A 12,326-nucleotide genomic window follows, 5' to 3' on the forward strand; every position below is an offset into this window, starting at 1 on the left:
TGAGGAGGCGCAGAAGCCCCCTCGCAATCCGTGGCTCGGGCGTCCATCCGGGGACTTGGCCGCCCGAGCCGCACCCCATTCCGGCCGCAGGCGCCCCGCTCCCTCCCCCAGGGGCGCCGCGGCCGGTTTTCTCATGCCCGCGCGCAGGTTCCGCGGACGCGGGGACGATGGTCCCGCGTTTTCGAAAACTCCCAGGAATACGGTCGGGAGTATCGACGCCCTCAACGGGGAGGGCGCGGAACCCGATGGAGGGATCCACGATGCGCAGGCTAGTCATCCTCGGAGCGGGCACGGCGGGCACGATCGCGGCGAACAAGCTGCGGCGGCTGCTGACCAAGGACGAGTGGGAGATCACCATCGTCGACCAGCGCGGCACCCACTACTACCAACCGGCCTTCCTCTTCATCCCGTTCGGGCGCTACCGGCCCGACAAGGCACGCCGCAAGGCGGCACCGCTCATCCCCGACGGCGTGACCCGCGTCGAGGGCGCGATCGACCGCGTCGATCCCGACGCCCGGACCGTGCGCCTCGCCGACGGCCGTGAGCTCGGCTACGAGTACCTCATCATCGCGACCGGCACGTCCCCGCACCCCGAGGAGACGCCCGGGATGGCCGACGACTGGCACGGCGCCGTGCACTCCTTCTACACGTTCGACGATGCGGTGGCCCTCCGGGACGCCCTCGCCGGCTTCTCCGGCGGACGCCTCGTGGTGCACATCACCGAGATGCCCATCAAGTGCCCGGTCGCGCCGCTCGAGTTCACGCTGCTGGCGGACGACTACTTCAAGCGGCGCGGCATCCGCGACAAGGTCGACATCACGTTCGTCACCCCGCTGTCGGGCGCGTTCACCAAGCCGGTCGCCGCGGCCGCGTTCGGCGACATGCTCGACACCCGGGGCATCGCCGTCGAGGCCGACTACATGATCGAGTCGATCGACCCGGAGGCGCGCACGCTGAACTCGTACGACGAGCGCGAGGTGCCGTACGACCTGCTGGTCACGGTGCCGCTCAACAAGGGCGCGGAGTACGTGGGCCGGTCAGGACTCGGCGACGAGCTCGACTTCGTCACCGTCGACCACGGCACGCTCCGTCACCCCGACCACCCGGAGATCTTCGCGGTGGGCGACGCGGCGGCGGTCCCGACCTCGAAGGCCGGCGCGGTCGCGCACTTCGAGCTCGACATCTTCCCCGAGAACTTCGCCCGCATCATCGAGGGGAAGGAACCCGTCGACACCTTCGACGGCCATGCCACGTGCTTCATCGAGTCGGGAGCGGGCAAGGCCATGCTGATCGACTTCAACTACACCACCGAGCCGCTGCCGGGGAAGTTCCCGGTGCCGGCCGTCGGGCCGCTGCCCCTGCTCAAGGAGTCGCGGTTCAACCACTGGGGCAAGCTCGCCTTCGAGCCCGTCTACTGGTCGATGCTCCTGCCCGGCCGGCCGCTGCCCCTGCCCGCCCACATGTCGATGCGCGGCAAGCGCGCCCCCGCCTAGGAGGAGAAGATGTCCACCACCATGCTCGCCGGACGCGAGATCCACGTCGACGGGGAGGGCTTCCTCACCGAGTACGACGAATGGGACGAGTCCCTCGCGCTCGAGCTCGCCACCCAGATCGGCGTCGAGATGACGCCGGAGCACTGGGACGTGATCCGGTTCCTGCGGTCCGACTTCGCGCAGACCGGTCAGACCGCCACGACCCGTCGCGTGCAGGCCGTGGGCGGCGTGCCCGTCAAGCAGCAGTTCGCGCTGTTCCCCAAGAAGCCGGGCAAGAAGATGTCCTACATCGCGGGCCTCCCCAAGCCCGCCGGATGCGTCTGAGGAGGCGCGCCATGACCGACGTGGAGACCCGTCCCGCGATCGTCCCCGACTTCGGGGACGACGAGGAGACCGACCGCAAGCTCGTGATCATCTGCTCCAAGGGCAACCTCGACATGGCCTACCCGGGCCTGATCCTCGCCAACTCGGCGCTCGGCGAGGGCATCCAGGTGGACCTGTTCTTCACCTTCTGGGGCTTCGACATGATCACCAAGGACCGGCAGACCAAGCTGAAGTTCTCACCGGTCGGCAACACCGCGATGCACCTGCCCGTCGGCGGGCGCATGCCGCAATGGCTGTCGCCGTTCCCCGGCATGACCTGGGTCGCGACCAAGATGATGAAGAAGCAGATCGACGACCTGGGCGTGCCGCCGGTCGACGAGTTCCTCGACCAGATCGTCGCGTCGGGTGGACGCCTGTGGGCCTGCAGGATGAGCGCGGACATGCAGAAGCTCACGATGGCCGACCTCCGCGACGACGTGGAGGACATCATCACCGCCGCCGACTTCATGGATCTCTCCGAGGGGGCCCAGACCCTGTTCATCTGACCGTTCCGCTCATGCGCCCACCTCTCTAGGGTGGGCGCATGAGCGTCTACGGCGCCGATGCGCTGCTCACCGTCCTCGCGACGGTGGCCCTGATCCCCATCGCGATGCTGCCCATCCTGGGCACCGTGGTGCGACGCTACGGGCGGCTGCGCGGCTGGCCGCTGCTGGCGTCGCTCGGGCTGCTCGGCTCCGCGGTCTCGCTCGCGGCCTTCACCGTGTTCCCGTTGCCTGCGCCGGGGACGCTCGACTGCGAGGCCCGCGCGCTGCTGACCTACTGGCAGACCCGGCCGTTCGCCTCGATCGCCCCGATCGCCGACGCGGTCCGCGAGCAGGGTCTCGCCGCCGTCACCTCCGGGGTATTCCTCCAGGTGTTCTTCAACATCCTGCTGTTCGTCCCGTACGGCTTCTTCCTCCACCAGGTCACGCGCTGGCGCGCCTGGGTGGTGATCGCGGTGGGCCTGGTGACCTCGCTGCTCATCGAGGTCACGCAGGGCACCGCCTTCTACGGGGCGTACGACTGCCCGTACCGCCTGTTCGACGTGGACGACCTGCTGATCAACACGACCGGCGGCGCGGTGGGCGTGGGCCTCTCGGTCCTGCTGTCCCGGTGGTGGCGGGGATCCCGGCCCGAGCCCGTGCCGGACCTCGAGGCGCCGCGCCGGACCCGGCGCGTGGCGGCCTCCCTGGTCGACGCGATGCTGGTGCTCGCGGGGGCCGTGGCCGTCCGCAGCGCGATCGCGGCGGGGTTCATCGCGGCGGCCGGCCTCGACCGGGCGGTCGAGGTGCTCGAGCACACGGGGGTTGCGATCACGATCGACGTGCTGGTCGGGGCGGCGCTGCTGCTCGCGGTGCCGCTGATCCGACGTGACCGGGCGACCCCGGGCATGCTGGTGCTGAACATCGCTCCGGCGGACGCGGCCCATCCCGAGCGTCCGGCTCCGCGCCGCGCCGCGCTGATCCGGTACGCCGTGCGATGGCTGATGTACTCCGTGAACGCCGGGCTGGGGATCGCGATCTGGGCGGTCGAGCTCGTGGTGGTGCTGGTGCGGAAGGACCGCCGCTCGCTCGCCGGGCTGCTCGGGCGCACCGTCACGCGCACCCGCCCGGCGCTCGCCGCGGACGCAGGACTGACCGTCCCGCAGGGCGCCGGCGGGCCGCAGGAGCAGGCCGGCGGGCCGCAGGAGCAGGCCGGCGGGCCGCAGGAGCAGGCCGGCGGGCCGCAGGAGCAGGACTGAGCGTCCCGGCGGGATCGCGGGCGGGCGCGGGAGCCGCGACCTAGCCGGCCAGGACGGGGCCCGCGTCGACGGCGAGCGTCCACGCCTCGGACCCCGAGCCGCCCGTCGCGCACACGGCCGGGATCGGGCCCGGCGCGTCGTAGGTGCCGCCCAGCGCCGCCTCGGGCACAGGCGCGCACACGCCCGTGGGCGCGGACGATGACTCGAGCCGCCACTGGTCCCTCACCAGGTCGATCACCACCCAGGTGGCCGACCCCGTGGTCGTGATCCCGTCGTCGCCCGCGGGCATCTGCTCGAGCCCGACGGCGTAGGTCAGGTCGGAGGACAGCCAGAGGGCCACGCCCCCGATCCCGGACGCGGTGATCGAGCCGTTCGCGGTCATCTGGTCGATGATCCGCTGAGCGGAGTACGGCTGGAACGTGCGACCGGCGGTCCGCATGAACACCGCTGACGCGTCTCCCGTGTAGCGGGCGCCGAGCCACAGCTCGGCGCCGGAGTCGAGCGGCTGCGCCGCCCACACGTCCCAGACGCCGCCGTCGTGCACCTGGGAGGCCGGCAGCATGCCGCCGCCCCAGTCCTCGACCACGAGTCCGTCGGCGAGGTCCATCTGGACCACCTGGAACGAGTCGCCACCGGTGACGCGCGCGAGCCACGCCGCGCGCGCGGGGACGTCCTGACCCACCACCTCGATCTGCACGTCGTTGCGCAGCCCGTACAGGAGCACCCGGTCGCCCGACGGCGACCGCAGGTACAGCGACTGCCACTGGATCCCCATCGGGTAGCCGTCACCCTCGACCACCTCGACCTCGACGCTCCACGTCTCGTCGGCGCATGCCCAGACGTCCGGGGTGAGCGCGTAGGCCTCGGGGAGCCCGTCGGGCTGCTCAGCGAGCGCGGGCCGTGCCTCCTCGGGCAGCGCGTCCCACTCACACGGATCGGAGGATGCGCTGGGCTCGGGCGAGGCCGTCGCGCTCGGTGACGGGGAGGGCTCGGCGAGCACCGTGTCACGTACCAGGGAGTACGTGCCGTAGGCGAGGCCGCCGCCGACCGCGAGGGCCGCGACCACCGCCACCGCCTGCTGCCATGCCGCCATCGCCGCACCTCCATCGCGAGCGTATCGCCGCCTCGTCCCGGCCCCGCGGAGCCACGCGACGCGACGGCGGCACCCCGGCGAGGCGCTAGCGTGAGCGCCATGACCCCCCGCATCGCGATCGTCACCACCGTCGACCTGTCGGTCCCGGACGCCGACGAGGAGCTGCTCCTGCCGCACCTCCCCGAGGCCCAGCTGGTCGCGTGGGACGACCCGGCGGTGGACTGGGCCGAGTTCGACGTCGCCGTGCTGCGGTCGACCTGGAACTACCACGACCGACTCGAGGACTTCCTCGACTGGGCGCGCGGCGTCTCCGAGATCACGCGCCTGCGCAACCCCGTCGCGACGGTCGAGTGGAACACCGACAAGCGCTACCTGCACGACCTCGCCGCGGCGGGGATCCCCGTGGTGCCGACCACGTTCGTGCTCCCAGGCGAGCAGGTGCCGGACGATGCGGTGATCGCGCTCGACGGGCACCTGGTGGTGAAGCCGTCGGTGGGCGCGGGCTCGAACGGCGCGCGGCTGTTCGACGGCGACGCCGAGGGCGCGGCCGCCCACGTCGCGGCGCTGCACGCCGACGGCAAGGTCGCCATGCTCCAGCCGTACCTCGCGCAGGTCGACACCCACGGCGAGACCGCGCTCATCTACCTGGGCGGCCGCTTCTCCCACGCCGCGCGCAAGGCCGCGATCCTGTCGCGCGACATGTCATGGGAGACCGGGCTCTACGCCGACGAGAAGGTGGCCCCCGCCGAGCCCACCGAGGCCGAGCGGGAGCTCGCCGACCGCATCGTGGCCGCGCTGCCCGGCCTGGGTCACGGCGACCTCGCGTACACGCGGATCGACCTGCTCCCCTCGGACGACGGTCCCATGGTGCTCGAGCTCGAGCTCACGGAGCCCAGCCTGTTCCTCGCGATGCACCCGGGGGCCGCAGAAAGCGCGGCGGAGGCGTTCCGGGCCCTGCTCGACTGACCCCCACCCCTGAAGATGCTCCGCACGGATCGGTGGGCGACACGCCGACCCGAGCGCCCGCATCGTCCCCTCCCGTCCGCGTGTCGCGGACGATTCCGTGCGCAGCAATCTCGGTGGCGGAGCGGGGAGCGTGACGGATGCGTCCGCGTGACCTACTGTTGACCCCCGAGGGGAGTACTTCCCAAGCCCCGCTCCGGTCAGTACGAGATCTCCGTGGATTCTCCCGGGCGGGCACCGCATCCTCGCTGAGGCGGCGGTGAAGGAGACCTCAGGTCGTCGTCGTACCTGAGGAGACCCATGTCCCCGCTCGCTCTCGAGTCCGCCGTGCCGGACCCCTCCGCGCTCACCACCATCGCCACCCCAGGGCTGTGGGCCGGCACCATCGCCGCGGTCATCGCGCTGCTGGTGTTCGACTTCCTGATCACCCGCAAGCCGCACGAGGTCTCCTTCAAGGAGGCCCTCGGCTGGTCCGCGTTCTACATCGCGCTGCCGCTGGCGTTCGGCGCGTGGGTGTGGCTCGCCCACGGCTCCGACATCGGCGTGAAGTACTACACCGGCTACATCGTCGAGAAGTCGCTGTCCGTCGACAACCTGTTCGTGTTCATCCTGATCCTGGGCGCGTTCGCCGTGCCGCGTGTCCTGCAGCAGCGCGTGCTGCTGATCGGCGTGGCCGGCGCGATCGTGCTCCGCGGCATCTTCATCGCGCTGGGCGCCGGGCTCATCGCGACCTTCGACTGGACCTTCCTGCTGTTCGGCGCGATCCTCCTCGCCACCGCCGTGAAGGTCCTCCGCGACGCCCGCAGCACCGAGGACGAGCACGTCGACCCCGCCGAGATGCGGATCGTGAAGGTCATGAGCAAGGTGTTCCCCGTCACCGGCGACTACCACGGGACCAAGGCGACCGTCCTGATGAACGGCCGCCGTGCGCTGACCCCGCTCGCGCTCGTGATGGCCGCCATCATCACCACCGACCTGGTGTTCGCGGTCGACTCGGTGCCCGCCGTCTACGGCATCACCGCGGACCCGTACCTGGTCTTCGCGACCAACGCGTTCGCCCTCCTGGGCCTGCGCGCCCTGTACTTCGTGCTCGAGGGCGCGCTGTCGAAGCTGGTCCACCTGGGCTACGGGCTGTCCGTGATCCTCGCGTTCATCGGCGTGAAGCTGGTGCTGCACTGGGCCCACGGCGTCTGGCCGGCCGTGCCCACCGTGCCCACCCTGTGGTCGCTGGTCGTGATCGTCGGCGTGCTCGCGGTGACCACGGTGACGTCGCTACGCGCGTCGCGGCGCGCCGAGGAGGAGGCGGCCGCCGCGGACCACCACGCCTTCGTCGACCCGGCTCCCGGGCCGGGCCGCCCGGACGCGGGCTGACGCCCGCCGGGAAGCCCTGGGGGTCGGCCCGCGTTGACGGCCACGGAGGTGCACATATGAGACGACGGTTCGGACGCTGGATCTTCATGGCGATCGCCATCCCGCTCACGGCGGCGGCGCTCGGGATGATCGCCGACAAGGTGGAGGAGAGGCGCGGTCCCGACTCCAAGGCGGCCCGCGGGCTGAGGATCGGGAAGAACATCCTGCGCCCCGGTGCTTGACGAGGCCCCCCGGCCTGGCCAGTCTGGACATATCGGGCATCTCGGAGCCCGCGGATCGAGAGGCGCACCGTGGTCGACGTGGTGTTCGATGCTCCCGCCGAGCCGTACGCGCTCGTCGCGACCGCGCGGCTGAACGCCCCCGTCGAGAAGGTCTGGACCGCGCACATCGAGGCGCTCTACGTCCAGCAGTGGTGGGCCCCGGCGGGCTACATCAACCGTGAGGTCGAGATCAACGCGACCGAGGGCGGCGCCTGGCGCGTGGTGCAGTCGGACCCGGAGGGGAACGCGTTCTCCTTCTTCGGGCGGTTCGAGAAGGTCGAGCCGCTCCACCTGCTGCAATGCACGTTCACCGCGGAGCTCTTCACCGAGGTCCGCACGCACATGCGGATCGAGATGTCGCCCACGCAGGGCGGCACCGTGCTGGTGACCTCGCACATCTTCCCCGACCTCTACCACCGGGACGGCTTCATCCATCTGGGCGGGATGGACCGCATGCGCGAGCCCATCCAGCGCCTTGCGGCGCTCCTGCAGACCATGCGCTGAGCGGCACCGGCGGCACCCGCGGGGTCGCCTAGGCTCGGCTCATGACCGCCGACCCCTTCGACGTACCCCTGTCCCGCCTGCGCGAGCGCACCTCGGCGAAGTGGCGCCACTACTCGCCGGACGTGCTGCCCCTGTGGGTGGCGGAGATGGACGTCGAGCTCGCCGAGCCGGTACAGGAGGCCATGGTGCGCGCGGTGCGCGACGGCGACCTCGGCTACCCGGGCTCGACGCCCTACGCCGAGGCGTTCGCGCAGTTCGCGCGGCGGTGGGACTGGCCAGGGCTCGACGCGTCGCGCGTGATCCCGGTGCAGTCGGTGATCCTCGGCTACGTCGACGCGCTGCTCGAGCACACGGACGCGGGCTCCGCCGTGATCGTCAACTCCCCCGTGTACCCCCCGTTCTACTCGTACCTGATCCAGGCGGGCCGCGAGATCGTCGAGGCGCCGCTGGACTCCGCGCTACGCCTCGACCCCGACGCGATCGAGCGCGCGATGACCGAGGCGACGGCCGAGGGTCGACGCGCCGCCTACCTGCTGTGCAACCCGCACAACCCGGGAGGCACCGCGCACACCCGCGCCGAGCTGCAGACGCTCGCCGACCTCTCCCGTCGCCACGGCGTGCCCGTCGTGTCCGACGAGATCCACGCGCCCGTGGTCCACGCGGGCCACCAGTTCGTTCCCTACGTCACGGTGGACCCGACGGCCGTGTCGCTGCACGCCGCGTCCAAGGCGTTCAACCTCGCGGCGGTGCCCGCCGCGCTCATGGTCGGAGGCGTGGAGTCCGGCCCGCTGCTCGATGCGTTCCGTGCCGGCAAGCACCATGCGCCGGCCCACCTGGGGGTGATCGCGCAGACCGCGGCGTACCTGCACGGGGACGAGTGGCTGACCGGCATGCTCGCGGGCCTCGAGCGCAACCGGTTCCTGGTGCGCGACCTGCTCGCGGACCACGCGCCCGGCGTCGACTACCGCGTGCCCGAGGCGACGTACCTGACCTGGCTCGACTTCGGCGACACGCTGGGGGAGGATCCGGCGGCGGCCCTGCTCGAGCGTGGGCGGGTGGCGCTCAACCGGGGCCTCGACTTCGGCACCGGCGGAGCGGGCCACGCGCGGCTCAACATCGCCACGTCGCCCGAGATCCTCGCGGAGGCGGCCCGGCGCATCGGGACGGCGCTCTCCGGTTCCTGAGGGGCAGGGCGGGGTGATGCGCGCCCGCTGCCGTATTCATGCGCGAGCGTGCGGACGACCGATGCGATCCGTGCGCTCCCGCATGAGAACAGCAGCGCGGCCGCACCGGTCCCCGTGCCCCCCGCGGACCGGGCCTGCGGGGCCGCTCAGCCCGCGGGACGGTCCCAGGTGAGCGTGTAGCGCCACAGGAGCTCGCGCGTGTACACCGAGCCCGGCAGCAGCCGCTCCGCGGCCTCGCTCACGTCGCGGAAGCTGTGCGGGGCGGGCCACACGCACTCGCAGCCGTGATCCCAGTAGCCGCGGAACAGGCGCTGGAACTTGTCGACGAAGGTCGCCCACACGTCGCGCGGCAGGTCCTGCGGCCAGTTCGAGGCGGCGATCCCCACGATCACCAGGCGCCCGCCCGGCGCGACCAGCGCGGCGAGGCGCTCGAGGCCGGCCTCGAGGTCGAGGTGATGCAGGGTCGTCACCGCGGTCACGACGTCGTAGGTGCCGAGCTCCTCCGTCATCACGTCGCCGACGCGGTACGTGATGGAGGGCGACGGCGACGGGTGCTCGGAGTCCTCGGAGTCGAGCAGGTCGACCGTGTGCCCCTGGGCGCGTGCGCGGGCGATCGCGGCGGGGTCGGAGTCGATCGCGGTGACCTCGAGGCCGCGCTCGGCGAGGCGGCGGGCGAGGTAGCCCTCGCCGCAGCCGACGTCGAGGGCCGTGCGCGCGGCGGTCGGCAGGTCCGCCACCAGCGGCCGCTGGTAGTGGATGTTGTAGTTCCAGCGCTGGTGGTCGGGCCGCTCCGTCGGGGCCTCGGACATCTGCTCGCTCATGGTCACCCATTGTCCCCCGAGCGGGAGGCGGTTCGTGACGGCGGAGGCGACGATGCGGGGCCCGGGTCCCGGGCGTGCCACCATGGATCCATGGCAGGCGGGACCCGAATGGCGCGCGCGGCGGGCGCCGCCGCGCTGTCCACTCTCGCCGCGCTCACCATGCACGTGCTGGCCGGGGGCCACGCGCCCGCCGCGGCCGGCGTGCTCGTGCCTCTCGCGGTGGCCTTCGCCGTCGGCGTGCAGCTCGCCGGGAGACCGCTCGGGCGGCTGCGGCTCGCCGTGCTGCTCGGGGCGAGCCAGCTGGCCTTCCACGCGGCGTTCTCGTTCGGCGGCTCGGCCGCCCCGGCCGCCCACGCCCACCACGGCGCCGTGACGCTCGGCTCGGTCACGCTCGCCGGCGACGCGGGCTCCATGCCCGTCGCGCACGTGGCCGCGGCGCTCGTGTCCTATGCGGCCATCCGGCGCGCGGACAGCCTCGTCCGCGCGCTCCGCCGGCTCGCCGCCCTCGTCTCCCGCGCGATCTCCGCGCGGCTCCGGCTCGGCACGCCGCGTGTCACGCCGACCGGGGCCACGGCGGTCGTGCTCGCACCCCGCCCCGGCCTGTCCGGCCGGCTCGCGGTGCGCTCCCCCGCCACGCGCGGGCCTCCTGGGATCGCCTGACCCATCCTCGTTCGACGCCTCGCGCGCCGTCCCCATCTCAGGCCTACCCGTGCGCGCCCGCGCACCCCCATCTCAGGAGAACCATGCGTACCCGTCCCCGTCCCTACACCCGCGCTCTCGCGACCGCGTCAGCGCTGGCGCTCGCCGCGACCCTGTCCTCCTGCGCCTCCGGCGCAAGTGAGTCAGCCGACTCGCTCACTCTCATCGACCCCTGGGTCAAGACCGCCGCGGCCGACGGCATGACGGCCGTCTTCGGCACGCTCGAGAACCCCACCGACGCCGACGTCACCGTCACCGGCGCCTCCTCCGACGCCGCCGGCATGGTCGAGCTCCACGAGGTGGTCGACGGCACCATGCAGGAGAAGGACGGCGGCTTCACGGTCCCGGCGGGCGGCGAGCTCTCGCTCGAGCCCGGCGGCCTCCACCTCATGCTGATGGCCCTGCCCGAGGACATCCTGGCGGGGGAGGAGATCACGGTCACGCTGGAGCTCGCCGACGGCAGCACCCTCGAGTTCACCGCCCCCGCGAAGGACTTCGACGGCGGCAACGAGGACTACGAGGGCGATTCCATGGACGCCGACCACGGCGAGATGGACATGGGCTCGTCCGCGGACCCCTCGGACGGCTGATGCCCGACGACCGCATCCGCCGCGGCCCGAGCCGGCGGCAGCTCCTCCTCGGGGGGGCCGCCGCGGGCGCGGGCGCCGCGGTCGCGCTCGGCGCCGATCGCGCCCTGGCGAGCCCGGGCCCGACCGCGGACACAGCCGGCGTCAACGGCGACCGCGTCACGCCGTTCCACGGACCTCACCAGGCCGGCGTGACGTCGAGCCCCGGCGCCCACGCCACCTACCTCGCGTTCGACCTGCTGCCCGCCACGGACCGCGCGGGCCTCGAGCGCTGGCTGCGCCTGCTGAGCGACGACGCGGCGCGCATCACGCAGGGCCGTGGCGCCCTCGCGGACCTCGAGCCGGAGCTGGCGGTGAGGCCCGCGGGGCTGACCGCCACGTTCGGCGTCGGGCCCGCCGCGGTCGCCCTCGCGGGCGCCGAGGCGCCCGCGTGGCTCGGACCGCTGCCGGGCTACGCCATCGACCGCCTCGAGGACCGGTGGTCCGGCGGCGACCTGCTCGTGCTCCTGCATGGCGACGACCCGACCTCGATCTCCCACCTCGCGCGGATGCTGGTGCGCGACTCGCGCGCCTACGGCGAGCTGCGCTGGCGCCAGAGCGGCTTCCGGCGCGCGTACGGGTCGGACCCGCAGGGGACCACCATGCGCAACCTGTTCGGCCAGGTCGACGGCTCCCGCAACCCCGGGCCGGGCGACCCCGAGTTCGACGCCGCCGTCTGGGCGCGCGACGATGCGCCCGCCTGGCTCGCGGGCGGCACGTCCCTGGTGCTGCGCCGCATCGCGATGGACCTCGAGGGCTGGGACGCCGTCGATGTCGCCGGCCGCGAGAACGCCGTCGGGCGCCGGCTGTCGGACGGCGCGCCGCTCACCGGCGGCGGCGAGCACGACGACATCGATCCGGAGGCGACCGGCCCGAACGGCTTCACCGTGATCAACCCCGCCGCGCACGCGGCGCGAGCGCGGGAGACCGACCCGGCGAGGCGCATCGTCCGTCTCTCGTACTCGTACGACGACGACGTGGAGCCCGGCGCGCTCGACTCGCTGGGACGCCCGGCGGTCTCGAACGTCGGCCTGCTGTTCGGCTCGTGGCAGGCGGACGTGGCCGCGCAGTACGTGCCCGTGCAGGACCGCCTCGCGGAGGCGGACCTGATGAACACCTGGACCACTCCGATCGGCTCGGCGGTGTTCGCGGTGCTTCCCGGCTGCGAGCAGGGAGGATTCGTCGGCGAGACCCTGTTCTGAGCCCGG

14 protein-coding genes are annotated in these 12,326 nt (G+C 72.6%); 12 read left to right on the forward strand and 2 right to left on the reverse strand.

Going from position 1 to position 12,326, the window contains the following annotated elements:
• Nucleotides 1-260 precede the first annotated feature (260 nt).
• The 4 genes from sqr to QQX10_RS05495 are packed head-to-tail and all read left to right on the forward strand — an operon-like array spanning nucleotide 261 to nucleotide 3,597.
• A complete protein-coding gene (gene sqr, locus QQX10_RS05480; RefSeq protein ID WP_301118953.1) occupies nucleotides 261-1,493 on the forward strand; it encodes a type III sulfide quinone reductase, selenoprotein subtype in 1,233 nt (410 codons plus the stop codon).
• A 9-nt stretch (nucleotides 1,494-1,502) separates the two neighbouring features.
• Entirely contained in the window at nucleotides 1,503-1,817 is a 315-nt protein-coding gene (locus QQX10_RS05485) for a TusE/DsrC/DsvC family sulfur relay protein (protein ID WP_301118954.1), read from the forward strand.
• An 11-nt stretch (nucleotides 1,818-1,828) separates the two neighbouring features.
• A complete protein-coding gene (locus tag QQX10_RS05490) occupies nucleotides 1,829-2,362 on the forward strand; it encodes a DsrE/DsrF/DrsH-like family protein (RefSeq protein ID WP_301118955.1) in 534 nt (177 codons plus the stop codon).
• Nucleotides 2,363-2,400: 38 nt separating this feature from the next.
• Nucleotides 2,401-3,597 (forward strand): VanZ family protein, encoded by a 1,197-nt coding sequence (locus QQX10_RS05495; RefSeq protein ID WP_301118956.1) that lies wholly within the window; start codon nucleotides 2,401-2,403, stop codon nucleotides 3,595-3,597.
• A 40-nt stretch (nucleotides 3,598-3,637) separates the two neighbouring features.
• On the opposite strand, the gene QQX10_RS05500 is transcribed toward QQX10_RS05495, so the two are convergent.
• Nucleotides 3,638-4,690: a hypothetical protein gene (locus QQX10_RS05500; protein ID WP_301118957.1), complete on the reverse strand. Its 1,053-nt coding sequence runs from the start codon at nucleotides 4,688-4,690 to the stop codon at nucleotides 3,638-3,640.
• Nucleotides 4,691-4,789: 99 nt separating this feature from the next.
• Between QQX10_RS05500 and QQX10_RS05505 the strand changes: the two genes are divergently transcribed.
• The 5 genes from QQX10_RS05505 (at nucleotide 4,790) to QQX10_RS05525 (ending at nucleotide 8,972) form a co-directional block, all read left to right on the forward strand.
• On the forward strand, nucleotides 4,790-5,656 hold the full coding sequence (locus QQX10_RS05505; RefSeq protein WP_301118958.1) for an ATP-grasp domain-containing protein: 867 nt from the start codon (nucleotides 4,790-4,792) through the stop codon (nucleotides 5,654-5,656).
• A 297-nt stretch (nucleotides 5,657-5,953) separates the two neighbouring features.
• Nucleotides 5,954-7,024 (forward strand): TerC family protein, encoded by a 1,071-nt coding sequence (locus QQX10_RS05510; RefSeq protein WP_301118959.1) that lies wholly within the window; start codon nucleotides 5,954-5,956, stop codon nucleotides 7,022-7,024.
• Nucleotides 7,025-7,080: 56 nt separating this feature from the next.
• Nucleotides 7,081-7,245 (forward strand): hypothetical protein, encoded by a 165-nt coding sequence (locus tag QQX10_RS05515; protein WP_301118960.1) that lies wholly within the window; start codon nucleotides 7,081-7,083, stop codon nucleotides 7,243-7,245.
• Between the two features lie 69 nt (nucleotides 7,246-7,314).
• Nucleotides 7,315-7,788 carry an SRPBCC family protein gene (locus QQX10_RS05520; protein WP_301118962.1) on the forward strand — a complete coding sequence of 158 codons (474 nt, stop codon included), beginning with the start codon at nucleotides 7,315-7,317 and terminating at the stop codon, nucleotides 7,786-7,788.
• 41 nt (nucleotides 7,789-7,829) lie between these two features.
• Nucleotides 7,830-8,972, forward strand: a complete 1,143-nt coding sequence (locus tag QQX10_RS05525; protein WP_301118963.1) for a MalY/PatB family protein — start codon at nucleotides 7,830-7,832, stop codon at nucleotides 8,970-8,972.
• Between the two features lie 146 nt (nucleotides 8,973-9,118).
• Here QQX10_RS05525 and QQX10_RS05530 read toward each other — a convergent pair whose 3' ends face one another.
• Nucleotides 9,119-9,793, reverse strand: coding sequence for a class I SAM-dependent methyltransferase (locus QQX10_RS05530; protein WP_301118964.1), 675 nt, complete (start codon nucleotides 9,791-9,793; stop codon nucleotides 9,119-9,121).
• A gap of 90 nt (nucleotides 9,794-9,883) precedes the next feature.
• Between QQX10_RS05530 and QQX10_RS05535 the strand changes: the two genes are divergently transcribed.
• The 3 genes from QQX10_RS05535 (at nucleotide 9,884) to QQX10_RS05545 (ending at nucleotide 12,320) form a co-directional block, all read left to right on the forward strand.
• Nucleotides 9,884-10,453, forward strand: coding sequence for a hypothetical protein (locus tag QQX10_RS05535; RefSeq protein ID WP_301118965.1), 570 nt, complete (start codon nucleotides 9,884-9,886; stop codon nucleotides 10,451-10,453).
• Nucleotides 10,454-10,536: 83 nt separating this feature from the next.
• The gene (locus QQX10_RS05540; RefSeq protein WP_301118966.1) at nucleotides 10,537-11,082 is read left to right on the forward strand and encodes a copper chaperone PCu(A)C; all 546 of its coding nucleotides are present in this window, start codon (nucleotides 10,537-10,539) and stop codon (nucleotides 11,080-11,082) included.
• Entirely contained in the window at nucleotides 11,082-12,320 is a 1,239-nt protein-coding gene (locus QQX10_RS05545; RefSeq protein WP_301118967.1) for a Dyp-type peroxidase, read from the forward strand. The genes QQX10_RS05540 and QQX10_RS05545 overlap by 1 nt, the downstream gene beginning before the upstream one ends.
• The last annotated feature ends 6 nt before the right edge of the window (nucleotides 12,321-12,326 follow it).

It is taken from the genome of Demequina lignilytica, assembly GCF_030418305.1.
Lineage (GTDB): Bacteria > Actinomycetota > Actinomycetes > Actinomycetales > Demequinaceae > Demequina > Demequina lignilytica.

Excerpts from the sequence above, each read along its gene's own strand:
- sqr (WP_301118953.1), top strand. The coding sequence starts at position 261 with ATGCGCAGGCTAGTCATCCTCGGAGCGGGCACGGCGGGCACGATCGCG.
- QQX10_RS05485 (WP_301118954.1), top strand. The coding sequence starts at position 1,503 with ATGTCCACCACCATGCTCGCCGGACGCGAGATCCACGTCGACGGGGAG.
- QQX10_RS05490 (WP_301118955.1), top strand. The coding sequence starts at position 1,829 with ATGACCGACGTGGAGACCCGTCCCGCGATCGTCCCCGACTTCGGGGAC.
- QQX10_RS05495 (WP_301118956.1), top strand. The coding sequence starts at position 2,401 with ATGAGCGTCTACGGCGCCGATGCGCTGCTCACCGTCCTCGCGACGGTG.
- QQX10_RS05500 (WP_301118957.1), bottom strand. The coding sequence starts at position 4,690 with ATGGCGGCATGGCAGCAGGCGGTGGCGGTGGTCGCGGCCCTCGCGGTC.
- QQX10_RS05505 (WP_301118958.1), top strand. The coding sequence starts at position 4,790 with ATGACCCCCCGCATCGCGATCGTCACCACCGTCGACCTGTCGGTCCCG.
- QQX10_RS05510 (WP_301118959.1), top strand. The coding sequence starts at position 5,954 with ATGTCCCCGCTCGCTCTCGAGTCCGCCGTGCCGGACCCCTCCGCGCTC.
- QQX10_RS05515 (WP_301118960.1), top strand. The coding sequence starts at position 7,081 with ATGAGACGACGGTTCGGACGCTGGATCTTCATGGCGATCGCCATCCCG.
- QQX10_RS05525 (WP_301118963.1), top strand. The coding sequence starts at position 7,830 with ATGACCGCCGACCCCTTCGACGTACCCCTGTCCCGCCTGCGCGAGCGC.
- QQX10_RS05530 (WP_301118964.1), bottom strand. The coding sequence starts at position 9,793 with ATGAGCGAGCAGATGTCCGAGGCCCCGACGGAGCGGCCCGACCACCAG.
- QQX10_RS05535 (WP_301118965.1), top strand. The coding sequence starts at position 9,884 with ATGGCAGGCGGGACCCGAATGGCGCGCGCGGCGGGCGCCGCCGCGCTG.
- QQX10_RS05540 (WP_301118966.1), top strand. The coding sequence starts at position 10,537 with ATGCGTACCCGTCCCCGTCCCTACACCCGCGCTCTCGCGACCGCGTCA.
- QQX10_RS05545 (WP_301118967.1), top strand. The coding sequence starts at position 11,082 with ATGCCCGACGACCGCATCCGCCGCGGCCCGAGCCGGCGGCAGCTCCTC.